General features: G+C 73.4%; 25 protein-coding genes. 15 read left to right on the top strand and 10 right to left on the bottom strand.

The annotated features are described in order from the left end of the window. Positions 1-38: 38 nt before the first annotated feature. From V6U81_RS17100 to V6U81_RS17115, 4 genes are all read left to right on the top strand, one after another. Positions 39-986 (top strand): ROK family glucokinase, encoded by a 948-nt coding sequence (locus tag V6U81_RS17100; protein WP_334490531.1) that lies wholly within the window; start codon positions 39-41, stop codon positions 984-986. Positions 987-1,041: 55 nt separating this feature from the next. Further along, positions 1,042-1,785: an endonuclease/exonuclease/phosphatase family protein gene (locus V6U81_RS17105; protein WP_334490534.1), complete on the top strand. Its 744-nt coding sequence runs from the start codon at positions 1,042-1,044 to the stop codon at positions 1,783-1,785. A gap of 131 nt (positions 1,786-1,916) precedes the next feature. Continuing rightward, positions 1,917-3,326 carry a flavin-containing monooxygenase gene (locus tag V6U81_RS17110; protein ID WP_334490536.1) on the top strand — a complete coding sequence of 470 codons (1,410 nt, stop codon included), beginning with the start codon at positions 1,917-1,919 and terminating at the stop codon, positions 3,324-3,326. 172 nt (positions 3,327-3,498) lie between these two features. Next, positions 3,499-4,314: an alpha/beta hydrolase gene (locus tag V6U81_RS17115; protein ID WP_334490538.1), complete on the top strand. Its 816-nt coding sequence runs from the start codon at positions 3,499-3,501 to the stop codon at positions 4,312-4,314. A 9-nt stretch (positions 4,315-4,323) separates the two neighbouring features. Here V6U81_RS17115 and V6U81_RS17120 read toward each other — a convergent pair whose 3' ends face one another. From V6U81_RS17120 to msrA, 4 genes are all read right to left on the bottom strand, one after another. Beyond that, positions 4,324-5,742: an alpha,alpha-trehalose-phosphate synthase (UDP-forming) gene (locus V6U81_RS17120; RefSeq protein WP_334490540.1), complete on the bottom strand. Its 1,419-nt coding sequence runs from the start codon at positions 5,740-5,742 to the stop codon at positions 4,324-4,326. A gap of 176 nt (positions 5,743-5,918) precedes the next feature. Then, complete coding sequence (locus V6U81_RS17125) at positions 5,919-6,764, bottom strand: DUF308 domain-containing protein (RefSeq protein ID WP_334490542.1); 846 nt, start codon at positions 6,762-6,764, stop codon at positions 5,919-5,921. Positions 6,765-7,130: 366 nt separating this feature from the next. After that, positions 7,131-8,357, bottom strand: a complete 1,227-nt coding sequence (locus V6U81_RS17130; protein ID WP_334490544.1) for an epoxide hydrolase family protein — start codon at positions 8,355-8,357, stop codon at positions 7,131-7,133. A 65-nt stretch (positions 8,358-8,422) separates the two neighbouring features. After that, positions 8,423-8,941 (bottom strand): peptide-methionine (S)-S-oxide reductase MsrA, encoded by a 519-nt coding sequence (gene msrA / locus V6U81_RS17135; protein ID WP_334490546.1) that lies wholly within the window; start codon positions 8,939-8,941, stop codon positions 8,423-8,425. Positions 8,942-9,272: 331 nt separating this feature from the next. On the opposite strand from msrA, the gene V6U81_RS17140 reads away from it, so the two are divergent. Next, positions 9,273-9,989 (top strand): lysophospholipid acyltransferase family protein, encoded by a 717-nt coding sequence (locus V6U81_RS17140; protein ID WP_334490549.1) that lies wholly within the window; start codon positions 9,273-9,275, stop codon positions 9,987-9,989. A gap of 73 nt (positions 9,990-10,062) precedes the next feature. Here the strand turns inward: V6U81_RS17140 and V6U81_RS17145 are convergent, their stop codons facing one another. Next, on the bottom strand, positions 10,063-13,560 hold the full coding sequence (locus V6U81_RS17145; protein ID WP_334490598.1) for an ATP-binding protein: 3,498 nt from the start codon (positions 13,558-13,560) through the stop codon (positions 10,063-10,065). 137 nt (positions 13,561-13,697) lie between these two features. Between V6U81_RS17145 and V6U81_RS17150 the strand changes: the two genes are divergently transcribed. Continuing rightward, a complete protein-coding gene (locus V6U81_RS17150) occupies positions 13,698-13,955 on the top strand; it encodes a hypothetical protein (RefSeq protein WP_334490551.1) in 258 nt (85 codons plus the stop codon). Between the two features lie 135 nt (positions 13,956-14,090). Here V6U81_RS17150 and V6U81_RS17155 read toward each other — a convergent pair whose 3' ends face one another. Then, positions 14,091-14,783 (bottom strand): Crp/Fnr family transcriptional regulator, encoded by a 693-nt coding sequence (locus V6U81_RS17155; protein WP_334490553.1) that lies wholly within the window; start codon positions 14,781-14,783, stop codon positions 14,091-14,093. Positions 14,784-15,099: 316 nt separating this feature from the next. Between V6U81_RS17155 and V6U81_RS17160 the strand changes: the two genes are divergently transcribed. The 5 genes from V6U81_RS17160 to V6U81_RS17180 all read left to right on the top strand — a co-directional run bounded on the left by V6U81_RS17160 (position 15,100) and on the right by V6U81_RS17180 (position 18,733). Beyond that, on the top strand, positions 15,100-15,594 hold the full coding sequence (locus tag V6U81_RS17160; protein ID WP_334490599.1) for a polyadenylate-specific 3'-exoribonuclease AS: 495 nt from the start codon (positions 15,100-15,102) through the stop codon (positions 15,592-15,594). 117 nt (positions 15,595-15,711) lie between these two features. Beyond that, positions 15,712-16,212 carry a pyridoxamine 5'-phosphate oxidase family protein gene (locus V6U81_RS17165; RefSeq protein WP_334490555.1) on the top strand — a complete coding sequence of 167 codons (501 nt, stop codon included), beginning with the start codon at positions 15,712-15,714 and terminating at the stop codon, positions 16,210-16,212. A 178-nt stretch (positions 16,213-16,390) separates the two neighbouring features. Next, the gene (locus V6U81_RS17170; RefSeq protein WP_334490600.1) at positions 16,391-17,419 is read left to right on the top strand and encodes a 6-phosphofructokinase; all 1,029 of its coding nucleotides are present in this window, start codon (positions 16,391-16,393) and stop codon (positions 17,417-17,419) included. 72 nt (positions 17,420-17,491) lie between these two features. Beyond that, positions 17,492-18,310 carry a pyrroline-5-carboxylate reductase gene (gene proC / locus V6U81_RS17175; protein ID WP_334490557.1) on the top strand — a complete coding sequence of 273 codons (819 nt, stop codon included), beginning with the start codon at positions 17,492-17,494 and terminating at the stop codon, positions 18,308-18,310. A 72-nt stretch (positions 18,311-18,382) separates the two neighbouring features. Next, complete coding sequence (locus V6U81_RS17180) at positions 18,383-18,733, top strand: DUF2203 domain-containing protein (protein ID WP_334490559.1); 351 nt, start codon at positions 18,383-18,385, stop codon at positions 18,731-18,733. A 6-nt stretch (positions 18,734-18,739) separates the two neighbouring features. On the opposite strand, the gene V6U81_RS17185 is transcribed toward V6U81_RS17180, so the two are convergent. Together V6U81_RS17185 and V6U81_RS17190 are read right to left on the bottom strand one after the other, a co-directional pair. Continuing rightward, positions 18,740-19,420 carry a class F sortase gene (locus V6U81_RS17185; RefSeq protein WP_334490561.1) on the bottom strand — a complete coding sequence of 227 codons (681 nt, stop codon included), beginning with the start codon at positions 19,418-19,420 and terminating at the stop codon, positions 18,740-18,742. After that, positions 19,417-20,283, bottom strand: a complete 867-nt coding sequence (locus tag V6U81_RS17190; protein WP_334490563.1) for a DUF4397 domain-containing protein — start codon at positions 20,281-20,283, stop codon at positions 19,417-19,419. Before V6U81_RS17190 ends, V6U81_RS17185 begins: the two co-directional genes overlap by 4 nt. 139 nt (positions 20,284-20,422) lie before the next feature. On the opposite strand from V6U81_RS17190, the gene V6U81_RS17195 reads away from it, so the two are divergent. Together V6U81_RS17195 and V6U81_RS17200 are read left to right on the top strand one after the other, a co-directional pair. After that, positions 20,423-20,920 (top strand): GNAT family N-acetyltransferase, encoded by a 498-nt coding sequence (locus V6U81_RS17195; RefSeq protein WP_334490566.1) that lies wholly within the window; start codon positions 20,423-20,425, stop codon positions 20,918-20,920. Positions 20,921-20,930: 10 nt separating this feature from the next. Beyond that, a complete protein-coding gene (locus V6U81_RS17200) occupies positions 20,931-21,479 on the top strand; it encodes a GNAT family N-acetyltransferase (RefSeq protein ID WP_334490568.1) in 549 nt (182 codons plus the stop codon). Positions 21,480-21,589: 110 nt separating this feature from the next. Here V6U81_RS17200 and V6U81_RS17205 read toward each other — a convergent pair whose 3' ends face one another. After that, positions 21,590-22,279 carry an NADPH-dependent F420 reductase gene (locus tag V6U81_RS17205; RefSeq protein ID WP_334490570.1) on the bottom strand — a complete coding sequence of 230 codons (690 nt, stop codon included), beginning with the start codon at positions 22,277-22,279 and terminating at the stop codon, positions 21,590-21,592. A 177-nt stretch (positions 22,280-22,456) separates the two neighbouring features. Here V6U81_RS17205 and V6U81_RS17210 point away from each other — a divergent pair, with 177 nt between their 5' ends. Next, positions 22,457-23,260: an SGNH/GDSL hydrolase family protein gene (locus V6U81_RS17210; RefSeq protein WP_334490572.1), complete on the top strand. Its 804-nt coding sequence runs from the start codon at positions 22,457-22,459 to the stop codon at positions 23,258-23,260. A gap of 191 nt (positions 23,261-23,451) precedes the next feature. Here the strand turns inward: V6U81_RS17210 and V6U81_RS17215 are convergent, their stop codons facing one another. Continuing rightward, positions 23,452-23,940 (bottom strand): glutathione peroxidase, encoded by a 489-nt coding sequence (locus V6U81_RS17215; RefSeq protein WP_334490574.1) that lies wholly within the window; start codon positions 23,938-23,940, stop codon positions 23,452-23,454. A gap of 142 nt (positions 23,941-24,082) precedes the next feature. Between V6U81_RS17215 and V6U81_RS17220 the strand changes: the two genes are divergently transcribed. Beyond that, positions 24,083-25,720, top strand: a complete 1,638-nt coding sequence (locus V6U81_RS17220) for a glycosyl hydrolase family 18 protein (protein ID WP_334490576.1) — start codon at positions 24,083-24,085, stop codon at positions 25,718-25,720. The last annotated feature ends 56 nt before the right edge of the window (positions 25,721-25,776 follow it).

The following is a 25,776-nucleotide window of genomic DNA, read 5'->3' on the forward strand; positions in this document are numbered from 1 at the left end:
GCCGATGTCGGGCAGCACAGCAGAGGGGAGTGGCAGCGGTGACGCTGACCATCGGAGTCGACGTCGGTGGCACGAAGGTGGCCGGCGGTGTCGTGGACGACACCGGCAAGGTTCTCGTGCAGGCCCGGCGGGACACCCCCGCGGACGACGTCGGCAAGACCCGTGACGTCATCATCGAGCTGGTGACCGAGCTGGCCAGCGGGCACGACGTGAACGCGGTCGGCATCGGTGCGGCCGGCTGGATCGACGCGTCCCGGTCCACCGTCCTGTTCGCCCCCAACCTGGCCTGGCGCGACGAGCCGCTGCGGGACTACGTCAGCACCGCGACCGGCCTGCCGGTGATCGTGGAGAACGACGGCAACGTGGCGGCCTGGGCCGAGTTCCGGCACGGCGCGGCCCGCGACGCCGACGACTCGATGGTCATGTTCACCATCGGCACCGGCGTGGGCGGCGGCATCGTCCTCGGCGGCGAGCTGGTCCGCGGCGCCCACGGCATCGCCGCCGAGCTGGGACACATGCTCACCGTGCCGGACGGCCACCAGTGCGGCTGCGGCCGGCTCGGCTGCATCGAGCAGTACGCCAGCGGCAGCGCCCTGGTCCGGTTCGCCCGGGCCGGCGCCCGGCAGGAGCCGCAGCGCGCCACCGCCCTGCTCGAACTGGCCGGCGGCGAGGCCGAGGCGATCACCGGCCCGATGGTCACCGCCGCCGCGCAGGGCGGGGACCCGATCTCCGCCGAGGCGTTCGCCCAGATCGGGCGTTGGCTCGGCACCAGCCTCGCCGACATGGCCCAGATCCTCGACCCGCAGGTGCTCGTGGTCGGCGGCGGCGTGGTGGAGGCCGGCGACCTGCTGCTCGGCCCGACCCGGCGGTCCTTCGCCGACGCGCTCGCCCAGCGCAGCCGGCTGCCCGTCGCCGAGGTGCGCCCCGCCGAGCTCGGCAACAGCGCCGGCGTCATCGGTGCCGCCGACCTCGCCCGCCGCCGGTGAGCGTGGGGAACGCCGCGGAGCTCGGCCCGGTGGTCGCGGACGGAAGATCGGCCCGGTGACCGCGCCGATCCCCGGCAGCGCCGCGTCCGACGGCACCCCGGCCTCCGCCGGGGTGCCGCTGCGGGTGGTGTCGTACAACATCCACAGCCAGCGCGACGACACCGCCGCGCTGGCCGCGGTGGTCCGCGAGGCCGCCCCCGACGTGGTGATCGTGCAGGAGGCGCCGCGCCGGTTCCGCTGGCGGCAGAAGTCCGCCGCGCTGGCCGAGTCGTTCGGCCTGGTGGTGGCCGCCGGCGGCCTGCCCTCGCTGGGCAACCTGCTGCTGACCAGCCTGCGGGTACGGGTGACCGCCACCCGCTGCCAACGCTTCCCGCTCACCCCCGGGCGGCACCTGCGCGGCGCCGCGTACGCGGAGTGCCGGGTCGGCGGCGCACGCTTCCTGCTGGCCGGCTCGCACCTGTCCACCGACCCCGCCGAGCGGCCGGGGCAGGCCGCCCTGGTGAAGCGGGAACTGGCCGCGGCCACCCTGCCGGTGGTCTTCGGCGCGGATCTCAACGAGGGCCCGGACGGCCCGGCCTGGCGAACCGTCGCCGAGGGACTGACCGACGCGGCGGTGGCCGCCGACGCCGCCGACCGGCACACCTTCTCCTGCGCGAACCCGCGCCGCCGGATCGACGCGCTGCTGGTCGACCCGCGGGTGCGGGTGGTCGGGTACGACGTGGTCGACACCCCGCAGACCCGCCGGGCCAGCGACCACTTCCCGGTCCTGGTCGACCTCCTGCTGCCCGGCGGCGACTGACCGACGGCGGCCGACCAGGGCATCCTCGGGCGGTCGGCCGCACGCCGCGGCGCCGGGCTGGACAACCACCACCGGCGGCGGGGAGGATGCGCGTCGAACCGGCGTACCTGGCCGCACATAAGGAGATTCCGGTGTCCCCCTCCACCGAGCACGGCCGGCCCGATCCGGAGACCAGCACGGTCGCCCTGACCCGGGACGGCAGCCCGGTCTCGGACCGGGGCGACACGGTCTGCGTGATCGGCGCCGGGGCCAGCGGTCTCACCGCCGTGAAGAACCTGGCCGAGCACGGCTTCGGTGTCGACTGCTACGAGCGGGAGACCGGCATCGGCGGCGCCTGGAACTGGCGGCACGACCGCAGCCCGGTGTACGCCAGCACCCACCTCATCTCGTCGCGGCCGTTCACCCAGTTCCCCGACTTCCCGATGTCGGACTCCTGGCCGGACTACCCGCACCACAGCCAGTTGCTGTCCTACTTCGAGCGCTACGCCGACCACTTCGACCTGCGGCGGCACATCTGGTTCGGCACCGAGGTCGTCCGGGTCGAGCCGGTGGCCGGCGACCGCTGGGACGTCACCACCCGCAGCACCGGCGGGTACGGCCCGGAGCGCACCTCCCGCTACGCCGCAGTGGTGGTCGCCAACGGGCACAACTGGTCGCCGAAGCTGCCCCGCTACGACGGGCTGGAGGAGTACCGGGGCGAGATCATGCACGCCTCGTCCTACAAGGACCCGGCGCAGCTGCGCGGCAAGCGGGTGCTGGTGGTGGGCGCCGGCAACACCGGCTGCGACATCGCCGTCGAGGCGGCCCAGCAGGCGTCCCGCGGCTGGCACTCCACCCGCCGCGGCTACTGGTACGCCCCGAAGTACGTCCTCGGCCGCCCGGCCGACCAGGTCAACGACAGCCTGCTGGCGTTGCGGGTGCCGCTGCGCATCCGGCAGTGGCTCTACCACTGGACGTTGCGGCTGACCGTCGGCGACCTGACCCGGTTCGGGCTGCCGAAGCCGGACCACCGGGTGTACGAGACCCACCCGATCGCCAACAGCCAGCTCGTCTACTACGTCGGGCACGGCGAGATCACCCCGGTGCCGGACGTGGCCCGGTTCCACGCCGGTGGGGTCACCCTCACCGACGGCCGGGAGATCGACCCGGAGCTGGTCGTCTTCGCCACCGGCTACCTGCCGCGCTTCGAGTTCCTCGACCCGCAGGTCCTCGGCGACTCCGACGCCTCCGGCCGGCCCCGGCTCTGGCTGAACGCCTTCGCCCCCGGCCACCCGACCCTCGCGGTCGCCGGCCTGGTCCAGCCGGACTCCGGCATCTTCACCCTGTCGCACTGGCAGACGGTGCTCTTCGCCCGGCTGCTCCTGCTCCGGCTGAGCCGCCCGGACCAGGCCGCCGCCTTCGCGGCGAAGGTCGAGGCCGGGGCGGGGGAGCGGTACTCGGGGAAGGTCAAGGACAGCAGCCGGCACTGGTTCGAGGTGGGCCACGCCGACTACCTGCGCGCGGTGCAACGCGCCCTCGACGAGCTGGAGCGGGCCCGGTGAGCGCGAGGAACGCAGCGCAGCGGAGTCCCGCAGTCGCGAACGAAAGGCTTGCCCGGTGAGCGCGAGGAACGCAGCGCAGCGGAGTCCCGCAGTCGCGAACGAAAGGCTTGCCCGGTGAGCGCGAGGAACGCAGCGCAGCGGAGTCCCGCAGTCGCGAACGAAAGGCGGGCACATGAGTGAGCGGCTGCGGATCATGCGAGGCCGGGAGTGGGCCCGCCCGGTCCGCCCGGTGCGGCGCGAGGTGCTGGGCGCGGCCCCGGAGCTGGAGGAGGGGCGACCGCCGCTGCTCTTCGTACCCGGCTTCGGGCACGGGGCGTGGGCGTTCGCCGAGCACTGGCTGGAGCACGCCGCGTCGCGCGGCTTCCCGGCGTACGCGCTGAGCCTGCGCGGGCACGGCGACAGCGACCCGGCGCCGGACGCGACGCTGCGGGCGTACACCCATGACGTGGTCCAGGTGGCGGCGGGCCTGCCGCGCCAGGCGGTGCTGGTGGGGCACGGCGCCGGGGCGCTGGTGGTGACCCACGCGCTGGCCCGCTACCCGGCGCGGGCCGCGGTGCTGGCCTCCCCGGTGCTGGGCGGCTGGTCGACGGTGGGCGCGGCGTTGCGGCACAATCCGGCCGGGACGCTGCCGGCGCTGTTCGGCGGAGCGCTGCGGCTGAACCGCCGGCAGCTGTTCAGCGGGGAGCTCCCGGAGGCCGACGCCCGACGGCACGTGGCCCGGCTCGGCCGGGCCAGCCGGCGCGCCCAGTGGCAGCTGCTGGCCGGCCGGGAGGCCGAGCCGGCGGTGGGCCGGCCGCCGGTGCTGGTGCTGGGCAGCCCGGACGACCGGGTGGTGCCGGCGTCGGCGCTGAGCAAGGCCGCCCGCCGGTACGACGCGGCGCCGCTGCTCTTCCCCGGCATGGGGCACGACCTGATGCTCGACGCCCGCTGGCGGGAGCCGATCGACGCGATCCTCGACTGGTTGCTCAAGGAGCCGCAGCGGGGCTGACCCGGCCGGTCAGCCGGTGCTGCCCAGCCGGGTCACGAGCTGACCGGACTCGTCCAGGGCGCTGAGGTAGGAGCGGGCCCAGGCCCGGATGTCGTGCCGGTGCAGGTGCGCGCGCATCGTCCGCATCCGGGTGCCGACGTCCTCCGGGGCGGCCCACAGCGCGGAGAGCAGCCCCTGCTTGAGTCCCTCCAGGTCGTGCGGGTTGACCAGGTACGCCTGTTCCAGCTCGGCGGCCGCGCCGGCGAACTCGCTGAGCAGCAGGGCGCCGGTGTCGTCGACCCGGGCGGCCACGTACTCCTTGGCGACCAGGTTCATCCCGTCCCGCAGCGGGGTGACCGCCATGACGTCGGCGACCCGGTAGAGCGCGGCCAGCTCGAGCCGGTCGAACGGCTGGGTGAGGTAGTGGATCGCCGGTTCGCCGACCCGGCCGAACTCGCCGTTGATCCGGCCGACCTCGCGTTCGATCCGGTCCCGCAGGATCTGGTACTGGCCGACGCGTTCCCGGCTCGGCATGGCGACCTGCACGAGCACCGTGTCCCGGACCTTGACGTCGCCGCTGGCGAGCAGCTCGCTGTACGCCTTGAGCCGCTGCTCGATGCCCTTGGTGTAGTCCATCCGGTCGACGCTGAGGATCACCTGCGCCGGGTCGCCGAGGTCCTGGCGCAACCGGGCGGCCCGGGCGGTCACGTCCGGCCGCCCGGCGAGCGCGGCCATCTCCGCGGTGTCGATCGAGACCGGGTACGCCCCGATCCGCACCTCCCGGTCGTCCACGCCGATCCGCCGATCCGTGGCGGGCAGGCCGAGAACCTTGGTCACGAGCTGGGCGAAGTTGTGCGCGGCCTGGGCCCGCTGGAAGCCGATCAGGTCGGCGCCGAGCATGCCGCGCAGCAGTTCGGCCCGGCGGGGGAGCTGCATGAACAGTTCCGGCGGCGGGAACGGCACGTGCAGGAAGAAGCCGATCCGCAGGTCGGGGCGGAGTTCGCGGAGCAGGCCGGGGACCAGTTGCAGGTGATAGTCCTGGATCCAGACCACCCCGCCCTGCTCGGCCACCGCCGCGGTCGCCTCGGCGAACCGCTGGTTGACCCGCTGGTACGCCTCCCACCAGCGACGGTGGTACTCGGGCTGCTCGACGGCGTCGTGGTAGAGCGGCCAGAGGGTCGCGTTGGCGAACCCCTCGTAGTGGTCGCGCAGGTCCTCGGCGGTGAGCGGAACGGTGTGCATGTGCACGCCGTCGACGTCCGGGAGGGTGGGGGCGGGACCGGTGCCGCCGGCCCAGCCGACCCAGGTGGCCGGGGTGTGTCGCAGCAGCGGGTGCAGGGCGCTGACCAGCCCGCCGGGGGTGCGGCGCCATTCGCAGGCGCCGTCGGGGGCCACGCTGCCGTCGATGGGCAGTCGGTTGGCCACCAACACAAGGGAACTCTGTCGCATCTCGGGCATTCCGATCTGCAGCGACCGACCGCCGCGAGAGGGAAACAACCGGGCAGCCGGTGGAGGAAGTGACGTACGGCGATATTCCTACTGACCGTAAGTTACACCATTGTTACGCCATCGACCGGGGTGTCGAGTGTCCCGCGATGCGGGCGAGGTCGCGGCCGGCGCCCGGGTCAGACGATCGCGCCGTCGTCGGGGTCGTGGTCGTCCTCGTCGCCGGGGCGCAGCCGCCAGATCAGCGTGACGAAGCCGGCCAGGATGCCGGTGAAGCCGAGCAGCGTCACCACCGAGGCGTCCGCCGGCAGCAGCGCCGGGTTGAGGAAGAGCACGAAGCCGAGGACTATGCCCAGCACGCCGACCACGGCGTACTTCGAGACCCGGGGCAGTGGCGGGGGCGGCGGCGGGGTGTAGCCCTCCTCCTGGTCGCCGGGGAGGTCGGCGCCGAAGGTGTCCAGCCCGTCGAGCAGGGAGGGCTCCTCGGGCCGGCTCCGGCCCACCGAGATGCCGGAGATGTCGGCCGCGTACGGCAGCCGCCGCACGTCGGTGGCGGTCGGGCCGGCCGGTTCGTCGGGGCGGGGAGCGGCGCCCGCCGTCCGACCGGCCGGGTCGCTCGGATCCACCGGCTCGTCGACGTCCTCGGCCGCGGGCCAGGGATGGCTGCCGGCCGCCGAGGGGGCGTGGAAGGCGGCGACGATCCGCTCCCACTCGGTGTCCACGTCCGGTTCGGCGCGGGCCGGCTCGGGGGTCGACTCGTCGGCGAGCTGAGTGAGGTAGTCCCGGGCGGTGGTCAGGTGCGAGCGGTCCACGTAGAGCCGGTCGACCGGGCGGGCCGGAACGGTGGTGGTGCGGGTCACCGGGTTCAGGTCGGCGGAGGGCTGCAGGTAGGCGGCGATCCCGCCGGCGGCGAGCACGTCGAGCAGATGTTCGCCGACGCGCGGGTCGACGTCGCCCGCGACGGCGTACTCGCTCGCGTCGAGCCCGTTGTCCCGCCGTCCCCGGCGGGCCCCACCCGCTGACACCGGACATCCTCCTCCGCGCACCTCCCGGTGCGGTCGTGTCGGCGCCCCGCACGCCGTGCCCTGAATCGTGACACGTCGGGACCCGGTTCCGGGAGTGCGTTGTGTCGCGTCTTCCAAAGTCAGCGGCCCTGCCGCAGGTCACGGTCGGGCCTCTTTGTCCGTTCTTGCTAGGGGCGCGCCAGGGGACCGGCGCTCCTCCGGCAGCGCATCCGCAAACTGCGCCCCGGGTGCTCTTCGCTCAGCGGGCCGGTCCTGGGCTCGTCCGTGAGGACGCCGGCAGCACCGCGCGGGGGCCGGGTGGCTCGACGTCGAGCCACCCGGCCCCGGCCGAGTGCGGACAGGTGGGCACGTTCGGGGCAGGGTCGGCTATCGAAGCGACCGGAAGGCGGTGCGCAGCTCCTCGGAGAGCAGCTGCGGCTGTTCCCAGGCCGCGAAGTGCCCGCCCTTGTCGAGCTTGTTGTAGTGGATGAGGTTCGGATACGCCTGCTCCGCCCAGCTCCTCGGGGCCGCGTAGAGCTCGTCGGGGAAGACGCTCACGGCGGCCGGGACGGAGACGCCCTTGGCGGCGAAGAAGGAGAGCTTGTTCTCCGCGTAGAGGCGGGCCGCGGAAACTCCCGTGTTCGTCAGCCAGAAGAGCGTGATGTTGTCGAGGATGTCGTCGCGGGTGATGCCGCCGGGGTTTCCGGCGAAGGCCCGGCAGAACAGCTCCAGGCTGGCCGCGTCGTGGTCCAGCATGTAGCTCGCCAGGGCGATGGGCGAATCCGCCAGTCCGGTCAGCGTCTCCGGGCGCCCCATCTCGAGGGCGTAGCCGGCATGCTTCCAGAAGAAGTCCAACTGCTCGCACGCCCGCTTCTCCTCGGCGGAGAGGCCGGACGGCAGCGAGGCGAGCGCGTTGTTCACTCCGGTGATGTCGGACTGGAACAGCGCATCGATGTCGGGCGGTACCGCGCTGGGCATGTTGGTGTGGATGCCGGCCAGTTCCGGGGGCGCCTGCACGCCCATGACGTTGGTGATGAGCGCACCCCAGTCGCCGCCCTGTGCGACGAATCGTGAGTAGCCGAGGCGCTTCATCAGCTCGGTCCAGGCGCTCGCGATGTGCTCGGGACCCCAGCCGGGCTTGTCCGGCTTGCCGGAGAAGCCGTAGCCGGGCATCGACGGGATCACCAGATGGAAGGCGTCCGACGCGTCCGCGCCGTGCGCCGTCGGGTCGGTGAGCGGGCCGATGATCTTCAGCTGCTCGATGATCGAGCCCGGCCACCCGTGCGTGACGATGAGCGGCAGCGCGTCGTCATGCTTCGAGCGGATGTGCAGGAAGTGGATGTCGAGCCCGTCGATCTCGGTGATGAAGTTCGGCACCGAGTTCAGCCGCGCCTCGACCGCGCGCCAGTCGTACTCCTTCTCCCAGTAGCGGGCGAGCGCCTGGCTCGTCTCGAGCGGCACGCCCTGCGACTGGTCGTCGACGGTCTGCTTCTCGGGCCAGCGAGTGGCCGCGATGCGCTCCCGCAGCGCCTGGAGGTCCGCCTCGGGGATCTCCACCCGGAACGGCCGGACGTCTGTGGGAGTACGGGTCAGGGTCTGCGTCTTGGCCGCCACGTAGGTCTCCTCCTCGTTCGAGTTCCTCGGACATCCAGCGGAGGCGCTCCGCGCCGGGCTGGAAACTAGGTGCCGCCCTCTCCCCGGCGGGGGAGCTTCCAGTCCGGGCGGGGGAAGTGGCAGGTGTAGCCACCGGGATTGCGCTCCAGGTAGTCCTGGTGCTCCGGCTCGGCCTCCCAGAACGGGCCGGCCGGGCTGACCTCGGTGACGACCTTGCCGGGCCAGAGGCCGGAGGCGTCGACGTCGGCGATGGTGTCCTCGGCGATCTGCCGCTGCCGGTCGTCCGTGAAGAAGATGGCCGACCGGTAGCTGACTCCCACGTCGCCTCCCTGGCGATTCTTCGTGGTCGGGTCGTGGACCTGGAAGAAGAACTCCAGCAGTTCCCGGTAGGAGAGCTTGTCGGGGTCGAAGACGATCTCGATCGCCTCGGCGTGGGTTCCGTGGTGGTGGTACGTCGCGTTCGGCACGTCCCCGCCGGTGTATCCGACCCGGGTGGCGAGCACGCCGGGGCGCTTCCGGATCAGATCCTGCATCCCCCAGAAGCAGCCGCCGGCCAGGATCGCCTTCTCGGTCGTGTCGGTCATCGCTGCGCTCCCGTTCGGTGCAGAGGGTCATGGGAGGGGTCCCAGTGGTCGACGTGGGAGCCGAGGGCACCTTCCACAGTCCTGCTGGCGGCACTGGCCTTCCCGTTACGGCCGCCACCATGCCCGCCGCTTCGGGCAGCGCCGGAGCCGCGGTCGGACGGGTGGCGCGGCGGGTCGAGCCGTACGGCCGTGAATCGTGACGCGTCGGCTCCCGGTGCCGGGAGTCCGTTGTGGCGTGCCGCTCCCGGTTCGTAGGCTCTGTGCCGACGATCCCGCCCGCCGGCGACCCGGCCGGGACGGGGTCGGCGCCACCTCCTCGGGAAGGACGCCGTTGCTGTACTGGCTGATGAAGTACATCATCCTCGGCCCGCTGCTCAAGCTGATCTTCCGGCCGCAGGTGGAGGGGCTGCACCACCTGCCCGCCTCCGGTCCGGTGATCCTCGCCAGCAACCACCTCTCCTTCTCCGACTCGATCTTCACTCCGCTGGTCGTCCCGCGAAAAGTCACTTTCATCGCCAAAGCGGAGTACTTCACCGGCAGGGGCATCAAAGGCCGGCTCACCAAGGCGTTCTTCGCCGGCACCGGCTGCATCCCGGTGGACCGCTCCGGTGGCCGGGCCGCGCAGGCGGCGCTGGACACCCAGCTCAGGGTGCTGCGGGCCGGCGGCGTGGCCGGCATCTATCCGGAGGGGACCCGTTCGCCGGACGGGCGGCTCTTCCGGGGCAAGACCGGGGTGGCCCGGCTCGCCCTGGAGAGCGGCGCCCCGGTGGTGCCGATGGCGATGCTCAACTCCGACGAGATCCAGCCCACCGGCCAGATCGTCCCCAACCTCGGCCGGGTCCGGATCCGGTTCGGCGCCCCGCTGGACTTCTCCCGGTACGCGGGGCTGGCCGGCGACCGGTTCGTCGAGCGCGCCGTCACCGACGAGATCATGTACGAGCTGATGGAGCTCTCCGGCCGCGAGTACGTCGACACGTACGCCGCCAAGCTGAAGAACGCGCCGCCGCCGCCGGCCGCCCCGGCGCCGCGCGAACCCGTCGCCGCCTGAGCCGGCCGCCGCCCGCCCCGCGGTCCTTGAGCGCCCGGACCACCGGGAGTCGCCGCGGAGCCGGGGCGGGTCGTCAGGCCCGGTGCGTGGCGGCCGGGTCGGCCAGGCGCAGCAGGCCGGGCACCGCGTTGCGGTCGGCGAACTCGCGCACCCGCTCCCGGGCGGCGGCCGCGGCCACCGGGTCGGCGGCGGCCAGCGCGCCCACCGAGAGCGCGGTGGTGAGCACGTGGTCGGTGGCGTCGGTCATCCGCGCGTAGCTGCCCGCCGCCGTGCCGAACAGCCGCGCCGCGGTGGCCGGGTCGCCGTCGGCCAGGGCCAGCGTGGCGTCGGCGACCTGCCCGGCCGCCACCGCCCACGGCGTCATCCGGGGCGCCCGGCCGAGCATGTCGTGGACCAGCCGGGCCGCCTCCGGGCCGAGCACCGCCGCCACGTGCCCGACCGCGGGCACCCACTCGGCGAACGGGATCATCCGGGTCCGCCGCCAGTCCTCGTCCAGCTCGGTCAGCAGCCGCATCGCCTCGTCCCGCCGGCCCCGCACCGCCCGGCAGAGCGCGGCGTGCGCCAGCGTCGAGCGCAGTACCCGGTGGAAGCCGCTGCGCCGGGCGGCCACCAGCGCCCGCGCCACGTGGTCCGGCTCGCCGACGCCGCCCTGCGCCGGGACGACCGGCCCGGTGGGCGCCGCCCGCAACGCGCGCATCCAGCCGGAGACGGCCACGATGTGCAGGTCCCACTCGGCGGTGGTCGGCCGGCGGGTCGACTCGGCCGCCATCTCCAGCGCCGCCACCCAGTCACCGGCGTAGTAGGCCCGGGCCCACTGGTCGGCGAAGCTGGTCGCCAGGCTGTGCCCGCCGCCGAGGTCCAGCGAGCGCTGCTCGTCCACCAGCCGGGCCGAGCCGGCCAGGTCGCCCTCCTCCTGCGCCGCCCAGGCCAGGTTCTGCACCGCCCGGCGGCGGCTGGTCAACCGTTCCACCCGGCAGTGCTCGGTCACCTCGGCCAGCTCCGCGTAGCCGTCCCCCTCGCCGGCCATGAACCGGGCCACCGCCAGGGTGATCCGGGCGTTCGCCCGAACCTCCCGCAGCTGGAGCCGCTCGGCCAGCTCGGCCGCCGACCGGGCCGCCGCGCACGCCGGGTCGGTCTCGGCGTTGAGCATCCGGACCCGGGCCAGCTCCAGCAGCGCCTCCGCCTTCTCCTCGGTGTCCGGCAGTTCGCCGTAGATGCCGATCGCCCGGTCCAGGCAGCGCAGCGTCTCCGACCGGTCCGCCCGGCTCCAGGCGGCCGTGGCCAGCAGCGTCCAGGCCCGGGCCGCCGCCGTCCGATCCCCGGCGTCGGCCAGCCGGCCGGCCAGCTCGGTCAGCGTCGCGGTCCCACCGTCGACCAGGAACGCGTCGCCGTCGCGGTAGAGCGCCAGCTCGGCGGCGAAGAGCTCCAGCGCCGGATCGGGGTCGGGGCTGACCGCCAGCGCCCGGTCGACCAGGGTGGCGGCGTTGTCCAGGGCGTGCAGCGCGTACGCCCGGCGGGCCGCCCGGCGCAGGGCGGTTCGGGCGGCCACCGCGTACGGGGCGGGGTCGAGGCCCACCGTGCGGGCGATCTCGTGCGCGGTCCAGCGGTGGTTGGCGAGTATCTCGGCCAGATCCTGCTGCCGCCCGTCGGTCAGCTGTTCCAGCCAGTCGGCGGTGCGCTGGTGCCGCAGCACCCGCTCGGCGCGGGGAAGTCGCTGGTAGCAGACGTCGCGTACCAGGATGTGCCGGAATCGGTACTCCGGGTGGCCGGACATGGTGGAGGTGGGCAGCTCGAAGACCATGTCGCGGCGTTGCAGCCGGTCCAGCGCCCGCTCCACCCACTCCACCGGCCGGCCCAGCGCGGTCGCCACCGGCGCCGGCCAGAACTGCACGCCGACCACCGCGGCGGCCTGGAGCACCGCCCGGTCGGCCGGGTCGAGCAGGTCCAGCCGGTTGGCGATGACCGCCTGCACGGTGCGCGGCATGCCCGGCGCGTTGACCGGGTCCAGCCGGGCGGCCGGCTCCAGCAGCCCACCGTCCATCAGCATCCGCGCGTACTCCTGGGCGTAGAGCGGGTTGCCGTCGGCGAACTCGATCAGCGGCGCCCGGGCCGCGGCCGGCAGCGCCGCCTGGCCGAGCAGCAGCGAGTAGAGGGTGTCGATGTCGCCGTCGTGCATCGGCGGTACCGAGATGGACATCGCCCCGCTGATCGTGCCGGTCCAGGCGGGGTGGCGCTCCCGCAGCTCCGGCCGGGCGGTCGCCACCACCAGCAGGGGTACACCCCGGGCCGCCGCGCCGAGCTGCTCGACGAAGGTGAGCATCGCCTGGTCGGCCCAGTGCATGTCCTCGAAGATCAGCACCGTCGGGCCCTGCGCGGCCAGCGCGAGCAGGAACCGCCGCCAGGCGGCCTCCGTCTCGCCGGGGTGCAGCCGCTCCCCGGTTACGCCCAGCAGCGGGGCGAGCGGCCCGGCCAGCCGGGCGGCGTGCGGGTCGGTGAGCTGGCCCAGCCGTTGCCGCAGCCGGTCGGCCAGCGCCTCCGGGTCGTCGCTGTCCGGTACGCCCACCCAGCCCTTGACGATGTCCGCCAGGGCCGCGTACGTGACGTTCTCGCCGAACGGCGGGCACTGCCCCACCAGCCAGGTCACCCGGTGTCCGGGCAGGTTCGCGGCGTGCCGGGACAGCTCGCGCAGCAGCCGGCTCTTGCCCACCCCGGCCGGCCCGAACACGGTGACCAGTTGCGAGGTGCGTTCGGTGACCGTGCGGTGCAGCGCGCTGACCAGCAGGCCGCGCTCGTGGTCCCGGTCCACCATCGGGGTCAGCTCGACGGTGCGCGGGTCGGTCCGCGGCCGGGCCCGGACGGCGAGCCAGATCCGGCTCACCGCGCTGCGCCCGCGCAGGGTGACCGGCGGGCGGTCGACGTACTCCATCTCGTGCCGGGTGGCCGACCAGGTGCTCTCGTCGACGACCACCCCGCCGGGCGGCGCGAGGGCCTGCAACCGGCTGGCGGTGTTGACCACGTCCCCGGTGACGAAGGCCTGCCCGCCGTCGCGGGTGGCGGAGAGGTCGACCAGCGCCTCGCCGGTGGCCACGCCGACCCGGAAGCCGAGCGGCGGCTGCGGCCCGGCGGTCTGGCGGGCCAGGTTGCGTTGCAGCTCCAGGCCGGCCCGCACGCAGCGCAGCGCGTCGTTGTCGGTGGCCACCGGGGCGCCGAAGAGCGCCATCACCGCGTCGCCGATGTACTTCTCGACCACCCCGCCGTACTGGTGGACCAGCTTGCGCACGGTGGCGAAGTACGCCTGCTGGAGGCTGCGCGCCTGTTCCGGGTCGGCCCGCTCGGCGTAGGTGGTGAAGTCGACGATGTCGATGAAGAGCACGCTGACCTGGCGGCGGTCCTCCTGCACCACGGTCAGGTGGTCGCGCAGCGGCTGACCGCAGTTGGTGCAGAAGTTGGCCTCGGGGGTGTTGGCGTGCCCGCAGCCGGAGCAGCCGAGCGCCAGCGCCTGTCCGCAGCCGCCGCAGAAGCGGTCGTCCGGCCCTGCCACCCGGGAGCAGTGTCCACACTTGAGGTCGATGACGAACTCCGTACGTGAGGAGGTCCCAGTATCCCGCGGGCCTGGTCAGTCGGGTACCCGACGTGCGGGCGGACCCTGCGGCTGATCGGCCGGGACTAGTGTTCCTCACGAGGAAAGTTCGCCGTCAGGAGAGTGCTGTGCAGGTTCGACTGTCCGCCTTCTGGACCGACCCGGACGGGACGGTCCGGTCCCCGGGGGAAACGGTGGACATCGACGCGGTCACTCTCGCCAGACTGGAGGAGCAGGGCATGGTAGAGAACCCCGACGGCCAGAGCGCGCCGGACACCAGCACCACGACCACCACCAGCACGTCGTCGACGAGCACGAAGTCGACCGACCCACAGAAGATCGGCCCCGGCCCGGGCGTGCCGCCCGCGGACGAGACCACCAAGTGACCCACCGGCGCGGCCGGCGGACCGAGGGTCCGCCGGCCGTGCTGTGTCTGCGGTGCCGGTTCTCCGCCGGCCGTGGCCGCCGGCGCGGCCCCGCCGAGGTACGCCGGCATCCCGGCGGACGGCCGGTCGCTCGGGTCAGCGGTCGTTCATGCCGGCGCGCCGGCGCAGCGCCGACACGTCGGTGACCACGATCCGCCGCCCCTCGGTGCGCAGCCAGCCCCGGCTGGCGAAGGAACCGATCGCCTGGTTGACGCTCTGTCGGGAGCCGCCGGCCATCTCGGCCAGCTGGCTCTGGTTGAGCTCGATGGTGATCATCGGGGCCTGGCTCTCGCCGGCCAGCCGAACCAGCGTCTTGGCCACCCGACCGGGCAGGTCGAGGAAGACGTGGTCGGCGTTCTGCTCGGTGAGCCGGCGGATCAGGCCGCCCAGCGAACGCATCACCGCGTCCAGGATGCGCGGATTGGAGTGCACCAGCTCCATGAAGGCCGGACGGGACAGGGCCAGCGCGGCGCAGTCCTCGATCGCCTCGGCCGAGGCGGACCGGGTCGAGGCGTCCAGCAGGGACACCTCGCCGAGCACGTCCGGCGGTCGGATCACCGACAGCACGGCCCGCTCACCGGTCGGCGCGGTGCGGAAGACCGCCACCGCTCCTCGGCGCAGCACGATGAGTGACTCGCCCGGGTCGTTCTCCACGAAGAGCAGCTGGCCCTTGCGGTAGGTGCGCGGCACGGCCGCGGCGATGACCCGCTGGCGCACCTCCGGTTCGAGCCCGGCGAACATCTCCACGCCCGTGAGGGCGTCACCCGGCTCCGGCAGGCGCATCTCCAAGGCCCAACCCCTCCCCGGTCACGGACCACAACTCGCTCACCGGGTGAACCTGATGGCCCTGGACGAGGTGAACTGACACCGGTTCGGCGTCCGGTAGCGGTACACATCAGATCATGACGGTCCAGTCGCTTGCTGTACACCCCTCAAATCGTCTGCGTGACAGCCGCGAGCTGGGACGGCCGCCAGGTCGGGTGGCCCGGACGACGCCGGGCGGGTCGCGCCGTCGCGGGCGGTCGCGGGCGGCGGGATCACCCTCACGACCGCACTCCCGCCCCCGGCCGGACCCGCCCCGGGGCGGTGGGCGAGGATGGGCGCGATGGTCTACCGCTATTTCTACGACTGCGAATTCATCGAGGACGGCCTGACCGTCGACCTCGTGTCGATCGGCGTCGTCGACGAGTACGGCCGCGAGTTCTACGCGGTCTCCACCGAGTTCGACGACTCCCGCGCCGTGCCCTGGGTGCGCCGCAACGTCCTCGACAAGCTGCCCTCCCCGGCCGACCGGGCCTGGCGCTCCCGCACGCGGATCCGCGACGACCTCCACGAGTTCCTGCTGGAGCCGATCCGGGACCGGCCGGGCGAGCAGTTGGAGCTCTGGGCCTGGTACGCCGCGTACGACCACGTGGTGCTCGCCCAGCTCTGGGGCGCGATGCCGGCGCTGCCCCGGGAGATCCCCCGGTTCACCAAGGAGCTGCGCCAGCTCTGGGACGACCGGGGCCGGCCCCGACTGCCGGACGCCGACGCCGACCGGCACGACGCGCTGGTCGACGCGCGGCACAACCTGGCCCGCTGGCGGGCGATGACCGGCTGAGCCGGCCCGCCGGCTCGCGGTGGGCGGCGTCACCCGCCCGGCGACGGGAAGGGACTACCAGGTTTGACCCGTTCCGTCCCGGGCACCGCTTCGGGCAGCCGACGGAAGGGGTACGTCATGGCCGAGGAGCCGACCAGCACCGAGGACGCTCGGCGACGGGTCACCGAGCTGATCCGCCAGGCCCGGATCTGCATGCTGACGACGATCGGCGTGGACGGCCGGCTGATGAGCCGGCCGATGGGGCTGCAGGAGGCCGAGTTCGACGGGGACCTGTGGTTCTTCGCGTACGCCGACTCGGCCAAGGTGCGCCAGATCCGGGTCAACCCGGAGGTGAACGTGGCCTTCTCCGACCAGAAGCACAACGCCTGGGTGTCGCTGTCCGGTACCGCCCAGGAGGGGTTCGACCGGGCGCGCGCCGAGCGGCTGTGGAACCCGATCCTGAAGACCTGGTTCCCGGACGGCCTGGACACCCCCGGCCTGACCCTGATCAAGGTGCACGCCAGCTCCGCCGAGTACTGGGACTCGCCGAACAGCACGGTGGTCAACCTCTTCGGCTTCGCCAAGGCGGCGAGCGGGAAGCCGCCGAAGGCGGGCGAGAAGCACGAGGTCAGCTACTGACGGGTAGCCGCACCGGACGGTGGGACGGGCCGGGGCGCGCTGTCGTGGCCCACCGGCGGCGACTAGAGTTCGCACTGACGGCCCGCCCCGGGCCGGCAACGGCGCCGACGGTCTGATCCGACCCATATCCTGGGGCTTATCCGGGCTTCATCTGATGCTCCAGGAGGATGAGCAGATCATGCGTATCGGCGTGCTCACCGGCGGTGGCGACTGCCCAGGTCTCAACGCGGTCATTCGGGCGGTGGTCCGCAAGGGCGTCGCTACCTACGGACACGAGTTCGTGGGCTTCCGGGACGGTTGGAAGGGCCCGCTGGAGGGCCTGACCAAGCCGCTGGGCATCGCGGACGTCCGGGGCATCCTGCCGCGCGGCGGCACCATCCTCGGCTCGTCCCGCACCAACCCGTTCAAGATCGAGAACGGCGTGCAGCGGATCAAGGAGAACCTCGCCGCGCAGGGCGTGGACGCGCTCATCGCGATCGGCGGTGAGGACACCCTCGGCGTCGCCACCAAGCTCCACGAGCTGGGCGTCAACGTGGTCGGCGTGCCGAAGACGATCGACAACGACCTCGGTGCCACCGACTACACCTTCGGCTTCGACACCGCCGTCAACATCGCCATGGAGGCGATCGACCGGCTGCACACCACCGCGGAGAGCCACCACCGCACCCTGGTCGTCGAGGTGATGGGCCGGCACGCCGGCTGGATCGCCCTGCACGCCGGCCTGGCCGGTGGCGCCAACGTGATCCTGCTGCCGGAGCGGCAGTTCGACGTCGAGCAGGTCGCCGGCTACGTCGAGAAGCGCTTCCAGCACCAGTACGCCCCGATCGTGGTGGTCGCCGAGGGCGCCCAGCCGCTGGACGGCCAGATGGTGCTGCACAACCAGGAGCTCGACTCCTTCGGCCACGTCCGCCTCGGCGGCATCGGCCAGTGGCTCGCCGAGCAGCTGGAGGCCAAGACCGGCAAGGAGGCCCGCACCGTGGTGCTCGGCCACATCCAGCGCGGCGGCACCCCGACCGCGTTCGACCGGGTGCTCGCCACCCGGCTCGGCCTGCAGGCCATCGACGCGGCGCACGAGGGCGACTGGGGCAAGATGGTCGCCATGCAGAGCACGGACATCGTCCGCGTCCCGCTGGCCGAGGCCACGGCTGAGCTGAAGACCGTGCCGCTGGAGCGGTACGCCGAGGCCGAGGTCTTCTTCGGCAGCTGATCGACGGCAGGCGGCGCGGCGGCCCACCGGGGTCCGCCGCGCCGTGGCCTCGACCGAGAGGGGTACGGCGTCATGGCATCCGGTGCGCACACGGTGGCGGTGATCGGGGCCGGCAAGATCGGCGAGCTGATGCTCTCCGGACTGCTCCGCTCCGGCTGGCCGGTGGAGCGGCTGCTCGCCACCGCCCGGCGGCCCGCCCGCGCCGAGGAGCTGACCGCCCGGTACGGCGTCCGGGTGGTCGACAACCTCACCGCCGTCGACGAGGCCGCGGTGCTCGCGATCTCGGTGAAGCCGCAGGACGCGGCGACGCTGCTGGACGAGATCGGCCCCAAGGTGCCGGCCGACAAGCTGGTGATCTCGCTCTGCGCCGGCCTGCCCACCAGCTTCTTCGCCCGCCGGCTGCCCGAGGGCACCCCGGTGGTGCGGGTGATGACCAACACCCCGGCCCTGGTCGACCAGGCGATGACCGCCATCTCGGCCGGCGAACACGCCACCGGGACGCACCTGGCGCTGGCCGAGGAGATGTTCACCCCGCTGGGCGCGACCCTGCGGGTGCCCGAGTCGCAGCAGGACGCGGTGACCGCCCTCTCCGGCTCCGGGCCGGCGTACTTCTACCTGCTGGTCGAGGCGATGATCGACGCCGGCATCCTGCTCGGCCTGCCCCGGCAGGTGGCGCACGAGCTGATCGTGCAGACCGCGATCGGCTCGGCGGTGATGCTGCGCGACTCCGGCGAGCACCCGGTCAAGCTGCGCGAGGCGGTCACCTCGCCCGCCGGCACCACCATCTCGGCGATCCGCGAGCTGGAGAACCACGGCGTCCGCGCGGCCATGCTGGCGGCGCTGGAGGCAGCCCGCGACCGGGCCCGCGAGCTGGCCGCCCAGGCCGACTGACGGCGGCCACCCGGCCCGGCGCCCAACCGCTGTGGGGCGACCCCGGCGTGGCTGGTGGCCCATACTGGCCCGGTGTTCACTCTCGCCCAGGCGCGCTATCTGGTGGCGACCCTGCGACCCCGCATCGACGAGCTGATCAGGATCCGCGCCGACCTGGCCGAGCTCCGCGCCGACCTGGCCGGCCCGGGCGTTTCCGCGCTCGGTGGCCGGGCCGAGGTCAAGGCCCTCGAGGCCCGGCTGCACGGCGTGCTGGAGGAGCTCGACGGTCACGACATCCAGGTCAAGGGCATCGCCCCGGTGCTGCTGGACTTTCCCGGTGAGCGCGCGGGTCGGCAGGTGCTCTGGTGCTGGCTGGAGGGGGACTCCGACGTGCGCTGGTACCACCGGGTGGAGTGCGGCTTCGCCGGCCGCCGCCCGGTCTGACCGGCGTCAGCCGGCGGCGGAACGGGGGATCGGGTCGGCCGGCGGATCGGCGACCGCGAAGACCACCACGTTGTCCCGGTAGTGGCCGCTGCGCCGGTCGAAGTCACCGCCGCAGGTGATCAGGCGTAGTTCCGGGCCGGGGGTCGGGCCGTACACGGTGGCGGTGGGGAAGGCGTCCTTGCGGGTGCGCAGCGTGCCGGTGACCCGGAACGACACCCGCCGCCCGGCGCGCCAGACCTCGATCCGGTCGCCCCGGCGCAGCTCGCCGAGGCGGGCGAAGACGGCCGGGCCGCGACGGGAGTCCAGGTGCCCGGCGAGCACCGCCGGGCCGGGGTCGCCGGGGGCCGGCCCACCGCCGTACCAGCCGGCCCGGTCGAACGCGGCGGGCGGGACGAGTTCACCGGCGGCGCCGAGGCCCAGCACCTCCAGCGGGGAATCCACGTCGATCCGCGCCACGCGTACCCGGGTGGGGGTGTCCCGGGGCGGGCGGGCCGTGCCGGCGGTCGCCGGGCAACCGTCCGCGCAGCCCGGCCGCCAGCTGGCCGCGGGCGGCGGCCCGGACCCGTCGGCCAGGCCGACGCCGGTGCCGGCGGCGACTCCGAGCGCCGCGGCGGCCACGACCAGCACGGCCGCCGGCATCCGGCGGTCCCGGTGCCGCCGGATGCCGAAGCCGGGCCGGTGGGTCACCAGACCGGTCGCCGGCGGCGTCGTACCAGCAGCACCGCGCCGACCGCCACGGTGCCCGCGAGCAGGCCGCCGGCGATCATCGGGTACGTCCCGCGCCGGTCCCCGGCCAGCCCGCCGGCGCCCGCCGGCACGCCTCCGTTGGGGGCGACCGCCCCGGCGCGGGCGTCCTCGCGCAGTTCGGTGGTGAGGCCGCCGCCCTTGGCGTCGAGCACCAGCAGCGAGTAGACCCGGCCGCCGTCGAGGGTGACCTCGCTGTCGGTGGTCGGTCCGCTGCCGCCGCCGAGCCGCAGCCGCCAGCGGCCCGGCTCCACCACCCGGTAGTCGGTGGTGGTGGCGAAGCGGACCGCGTCGGCGATCGCCGGTCCGCCGGCGGCGGCGACGTCGACCACGGGCGCCCGCACCGAGGCCTGCACGACCCGCACCTTGGCCTGCCCACCGGCCGGCGCGCTGAGGTCGTCGGTGAGCACCCGCAGCCCCAGGTCGGCGTGGCGTCCCACCCCGGCCACCGTGTACGCGGCGCCAGGGGTGACGGCCACCTCGGTGGTGAGCACCGGCGGCTCGCTGGCCGGGGCGCCGGCCTCGCGCATGGCCACCGCGTACCGGCCGGCCGGCAGCGGCAGGTACTTCGACACCACGCCGTAGCCGACGGCGGGGAAGACCCGCGGCTCGGCCGCGCCGGGCGGGGCGAGGTAGACGTCGACGGCGGGGGTGTCGGGGGAGAGGTGCGCCAGCCGGACGTACCCGACGTTCTGCGGGGCGGCGGCCCCGGCCGGGAGTGCGGCGGCGGTGCTCGACGCGGCGCCGAGCAGGAGCGCGCCGGCGACGGCGGCGAGTCGGCACGGCACGGTACGGAGCTTGGGCATGTGATCTCCGGGTCAGGTCGGGTGGCGTCCCGTCCCATAGGGTCCCGTGAACGGGACTCGATCGCAAGCGGGGATGCGGCTGTTTCCGATCGGCCGATATCGGCTGCCCCGACGGGCGACGATCCGGTACGGTCCGAACATGATCAAGGTGCGTCGGGCCGAGCCCGGGGACGCGGCGGAGATCGTCCGGCTACGCGCGGTGATGCTGGCCTCGATGGACGGCGCGGAACCGGCACCCGGGCCATGGCAACAGGCGGCCCGGGAGGTGCTGCGCCAGCGGCTGGTCGAGCCGGAGGAGTTGCTGGCCGTCCTCGTGGTCGACGCCCCGGACCGGTCCGGCGTCCTCGCCGCCTGCGCGACCGGCACCATCGACCGTCGCCTCGGCGGCCCCGGCAACCCCAGCGGCCTGACCGGGTACGTCTTCAACGTGGTCACCGACCCCGGCTACCGTCGGCGGGGCTACTCCCGGGCCTGCCTGACGGCGCTGCTCGACTGGTACCGGGAGCGGGGGGTGGGCACGGTCGACCTGCGCGCCTCGGCGCAGGGCGAACCGCTGTACCGCTCGCTGGGTTTCCGGCCCACCTCGGGGCCGACCCTGCGGCTCAGCCTGCCCGTCGACGCCACCGTCCCGAACTGAGGAGATCACCGTGTTCGCCCTGCCCCTGACCGACACCGCCGAGCTGCGGCCGCTGTCGCCCTGGCACGCGGAGGAGTTCCTCGCCAACCTCGACCGGGCCCGGGAGCACATCTCCCCCTGGGTGTCACCGTCCTTCGTGGCCACCGACCTGGACGGCGCCAAGCGGGTGCTGGATCGCTACGCCGAGCGGTGGGCCCGCGACGACGGCGGCATCTGGGGCATCTGGGACGACAATGTGCTGGTCGGCGGGGTGCTCTTCGTCTCCCTCAACGTGCAGGTCGGGGTCTGCGAGGCGGGCTGTTGGCTGGAGCCGGCGGCCGAGGGGCGCGGCCTGGTCACCCGGGCGGTCAGCCGGATCATCGACTGGGCGGTGCGGGAGCGCGGGATCCACCGGGTGGAGTGGCACACGAACGCCGGCAACGCGCGCAGCATCGCGGTGGCCCGCCGGCTCGGCATGCGCCGCGACGGCACCATGCGGGAGGCGCTGCCTGGGCCGGGCGGGCGGGCCGACCTGGAGATCTGGTCGGTGCTCGCCCCGGAGTGGCACGCCCCGGCCTGACTCTCCATCCTCGACGGAGGTTCGGCCGGGGAGCGCCCCGACGCGGCCGGGCCGGGCGGCCCGGCCGCGCCATCTGACGCGCGCCGACGGCATGGCCGGCGGATCGGCGGTCAGCTGTCGGCGTACCGGCGGGCGGCGGCCAGCGCGGCGCGCAGCTTCTCGGCGTCGGCCGGAGCCGGCCGCTCCCAGTCGTTGGCCGGGTCGGCCGAGTAGAGGGCGGCGTACGCGGTGGTGTCCCGCTGGAACCGCCAGCCCTCGGCGAGCGGGCCGGCGTCGACCGCGTCGTAGCCGAGCGAGTCGAGGAACGCGGTGACGGTCCGCTTGGCGTCGGCGTCGTCCCCGGCGATCGGCAGCGCCGTCCGGTCCGCGGCGCCGGCCGGGCGGGCCAGGGCGAGCAGGTGCTTGAAGTAGATGTTGTTGAAGCCCTTGACCACGTGCGACTCCGGCAGGTGCCGCTGGAGCAGCTCGCTGGTGGTGGTCGACTCGTCGTCCAGCTCCGGGAAGCTGCCGTCGCGGTCCGGGTAGTAGTTGTTCGTGTCGATGACGATCTTGCCGGCGAGCGACGCGACCGGCACCTCGCGGTAGGCCCGCAGCGGGATGGTGATCACGACCAGGTCCCCCTCCGTCGCCGCTTCGGCCGCCGTGGCCGCCCGGGCCCGCGGGCCGAGCTCGTCCACCAGTTCCTTGAGCGTCTCCGGGCCGCGTGAGTTGCTGAGCACCACGTCGTGACCGGCGGCGACCGCCAGTCGGGCCACGGTGCCGCCGATGTTGCCGCTGCCGATGAGTCCCACAGTTGTCATGTCCGGCACCAACCAGCCCCGCCCGGGCCGTATTCCCGACCGTTGCGCTTGGTTATTCGGCATGTTTCCCGTCGATGAACCCCTACCCACCCCTGTGATCCATCGATGATGTTCCCTAAATACAGTATTCAGTGATATCTATCTCTCACCACCACTTCCCACCCCCAGGAGTGCGACGTGCGGAGATCCCGTCTTGCCACCCTCGCCGTGAGCCTCGCGGCAACCCTCGGCGCCACCCTCGGCCTCGGGGCACCCGCCCAGGCGTCCCCCACCGACCGGTACGTCGCCCTCGGCGACTCGTACGCCTCCGGCGTCGGCGCCGGCAACTACACCACCGAGAGCGGTTCCTGCCAGCGCAGCACAAGCGCCTACCCGGCGCTGTACGCGACCAACGTTCAGCCCGCCTCCTACCGCTCGGTCGCCTGTTCCGGGGCGACCACCGTGGACGTCAGCAACAGCCAGCTCTCCGCGCTCTCCTCCACCACCACGCTGGTCAGCATCACCGTGGGCGGCAACGACGTCGGCTTCTCCAGCATCATGACCACCTGCGTGCTCTACGGCGAGACGCAGTGCGTGGCGTCCGTCCAGGCGGCCGAGGACAAGGCACGCGCGCAGTTGGCCAGCCTGCTCTCGACCGTCTACAACGGCATCCGGACCCGATCCCCCTCGGCCCGGGTGGTGGTGGTCGGCTACCCGGTCTTCTACCAGCTCGGCACCTTCTGCGTCGGACTCAGCGCCACCTCCCGGGCGAAGATCAACGAAGGCATCAACCTGGTGGACGACATCACCCGCAGCGCGGCCACCGCGGCCGGGTTCACCTTCGCCGACGTGCGGTCGATCTTCGTCGGCCATCAGTTGTGCAGCTACGGCGACAAGTGGCTGCACGCGTTGAACTACACCAACATCGGCATCTCGTACCACCCGACGGCGGCCGGCCAGTCCGGCGGCTACTACCCGGTCTTCCGCTCGACGGCGGGCTGACCGGTCCGGGCGACCCCGGGGTGGCCGGTCCGCCGCGGGGTCGCTCGACGACGCGGGCGGCCCGTTCGACGAGACGCCGGCCGGCCGCGCAGCCGACGAGCCCGGGGCGGGTGACCGCCCCGGGCTCGTCCGTGTCGTACCCGCCGAGGCCTTGCTCGCCGGGCGGGAACGGCTCGCCCGGCGGGCGGGGATCAGGCCGGCAGCACCTTCTCGATCGCGGCGCGCAGCTCGGCGGAGTCCGGGGTGACCGTCGGCGCGAACCGGGCGGCCACCGTGCCGTCCGGCGCGACGAGGAACTTCTCGAAGTTCCACCGCACGTCGCCGGTGTGCCCCTCGCCGTCCGGGGTGGACACCAGCTCGGCGTAGAGCGGGTGCCGGGCCGCGCCGTTCACGTCGACCTTCTCGGTCAGCGGGAAGGTCACCCCGTAGTTCACCTGGCAGAACTCGCCGATCTCGTCGGCCGTGCCCGGCTCCTGCCCGGCGAACTGGTTGCACGGCACCCCGAGCACCACCAGGCCGCGGTCGGCGTAGTCGGTGTACAGCTCCTGGAGGCCGGCGTACTGCGGGGTGAGGCCGCAGCGGGAGGCCACGTTCACCACCAGCAGTGCCTTGCCCCGGTAGGCGGCCAGGTCGGCCGGGCCGCCGGCCAGCGCGTCGATCTCGATGTCGAAGACGGTCATGCCGCGAGGCTACGCGCCCGGGACGACCCGCCGGGGTGCCCTGAGGAAATCGACACATGCACATCTTGACTAAGTGATGACAGCGTGAGTAGCGTCTCCCCATCCTTCTGGAAAGTTTCCTAACTGTTAGGGGAGGCGCCACATGAAGAGATCGCTCCGCCGCGCCCTCTGGGCCGGCGCCGTGCTCGCGGTGACCGTCGCGGCGGTACCGGTGACCTCGGCGTTCGGCGCCGGCAGTGTCACCGCCACCTTCGCCAAGGTCCAGGACTGGGGTACCGGACACGAGACCCGGGTGACCGTCGCCAACGGCACCAGCGCCAGCGTGGACACCTGGCGCATCGAGTTCGACCTGCCGTCGGGCACCACCATCAGCAGCGCCTGGGACGCCGACGTCACCAGCAGCGGCAACCACTACGTGGCGGTCAAGAAGAGCTGGGCCGGCCCGCTCGCCCCCGGAGCCAGCTTCAGCTGGGGCTACAACGGCACCGGCCCGTGGAAGGGGCCGCTGAACTGCACCGTCAACGGCGCGCCGTGCGGCGGCGGCACCCCGACCACCTCGCCCACGGCTTCGCCGACCGTGTCCCCGACGACCTCGCCGACCGCGTCGCCCACCGCCTCGCCGACGACGTCCCCGACGGTCTCGCCGACCGCGCCCCCGCCCAGCGGCGACCGCAAGGTGGTCGGCTACTTCGCCGAGTGGGGCGTCTACGGCCGCAACTACCACGTCAAGAACATCGCCACCAGCGGGTCCGCGGCCAAGCTCACCCACATCCTGTACGCCTTCGGCAACACCACCGGCGGCCGCTGCGCCATCGGCGACAGCTACGCCGACTACGACAAGGCGTACACCGCCGCGGAGAGCGTGGACGGGGTCGCCGACACCTGGGACCAGCCGTTGCGCGGCAGCTTCAACCAGCTGCGCAAGCTCAAGAAGATGTACCCGCACCTGAAGGTGATCTGGTCCTTCGGCGGCTGGACCTGGTCCGGCGGCTTCACCCAGGCCGCGCAGAACCCGGCCGCCTTCGCCGACAGCTGCTACAGCCTCGTCGAGGACCCGCGCTGGGCGGACGTCTTCGACGGCATCGACGTCGACTGGGAGTACCCGAACGCCTGCGGCCTCCAGTGCGACGCCAGCGGCCCGAACGCCTTCAAGAACGTGGTCAGCGCGCTGCGCACCAAGTTCGGCTCCGCCGCCCTGGTCACCGCCGCGATCACCGCGGACGGCAGCAGCGGCGGCAAGATCGACGCCACCGACTACGCGGGCGCGGCGCCGTACCTGAGCTGGCTGATGCCGATGACGTACGACTACTTCGGTGCCTTCAACGCGCAGGGCCCCACCGCCCCGCACTCCCCGCTCACCTCGTACACCGGCATCCCGCAGCAGGGCTTCAACTCGGACGCGGCGATCCAGAAGCTCAAGAGCAAGGGCATCCCGGCCAGCAAGCTGCTGCTGGGCATCGGCTTCTACGGCCGGGGCTGGACCGGGGTCACCCAGGCCGCTCCCGGCGGCAGCGCCACCGGCGCGGCGCCGGGCACCTACGAGGCGGGCATCGAGGACTACAAGGTCCTCAAGAACACCTGCCCGGCCACCAGCACGATCGCCGGCACCGCGTACGCGCTGTGCGGCAGCAACTGGTGGAGCTACGACACCCCGTCCACCATCGGCGGCAAGATGACGTACGCGAAGAACCAGGGCCTCGGTGGCGCCTTCTTCTGGGAGCTCTCCGGTGACACGAGCAACGGCGAGCTGATCGGCGCCATCAAGGGCGGACTCGGCTGAGCCGAGCGCCGACGCACCACCCACCCGGCGGGGAGGGACCACGCACCGGTCCCTCC

The sequence above is a fragment of the Micromonospora lacuserhaii genome (assembly GCF_036902735.1).
GTDB lineage: Bacteria > Actinomycetota > Actinomycetes > Mycobacteriales > Micromonosporaceae > Micromonospora.

Excerpts from the sequence above, each read along its gene's own strand:
- V6U81_RS17170 (WP_334490600.1), top strand. The coding sequence starts at position 16,391 with ATGCGTATCGGCGTGCTCACCGGCGGTGGCGACTGCCCAGGTCTCAAC.
- V6U81_RS17115 (WP_334490538.1), top strand. The coding sequence starts at position 3,499 with ATGAGTGAGCGGCTGCGGATCATGCGAGGCCGGGAGTGGGCCCGCCCG.
- V6U81_RS17190 (WP_334490563.1), bottom strand. The coding sequence starts at position 20,283 with ATGCCCAAGCTCCGTACCGTGCCGTGCCGACTCGCCGCCGTCGCCGGC.
- V6U81_RS17160 (WP_334490599.1), top strand. The coding sequence starts at position 15,100 with ATGGTCTACCGCTATTTCTACGACTGCGAATTCATCGAGGACGGCCTG.
- proC (WP_334490557.1), top strand. The coding sequence starts at position 17,492 with ATGGCATCCGGTGCGCACACGGTGGCGGTGATCGGGGCCGGCAAGATC.
- V6U81_RS17195 (WP_334490566.1), top strand. The coding sequence starts at position 20,423 with ATGATCAAGGTGCGTCGGGCCGAGCCCGGGGACGCGGCGGAGATCGTC.
- V6U81_RS17165 (WP_334490555.1), top strand. The coding sequence starts at position 15,712 with ATGGCCGAGGAGCCGACCAGCACCGAGGACGCTCGGCGACGGGTCACC.
- V6U81_RS17215 (WP_334490574.1), bottom strand. The coding sequence starts at position 23,940 with ATGACCGTCTTCGACATCGAGATCGACGCGCTGGCCGGCGGCCCGGCC.
- V6U81_RS17120 (WP_334490540.1), bottom strand. The coding sequence starts at position 5,742 with ATGCGACAGAGTTCCCTTGTGTTGGTGGCCAACCGACTGCCCATCGAC.
- V6U81_RS17205 (WP_334490570.1), bottom strand. The coding sequence starts at position 22,279 with ATGACAACTGTGGGACTCATCGGCAGCGGCAACATCGGCGGCACCGTG.
- msrA (WP_334490546.1), bottom strand. The coding sequence starts at position 8,941 with ATGACCGACACGACCGAGAAGGCGATCCTGGCCGGCGGCTGCTTCTGG.
- V6U81_RS17220 (WP_334490576.1), top strand. The coding sequence starts at position 24,083 with ATGAAGAGATCGCTCCGCCGCGCCCTCTGGGCCGGCGCCGTGCTCGCG.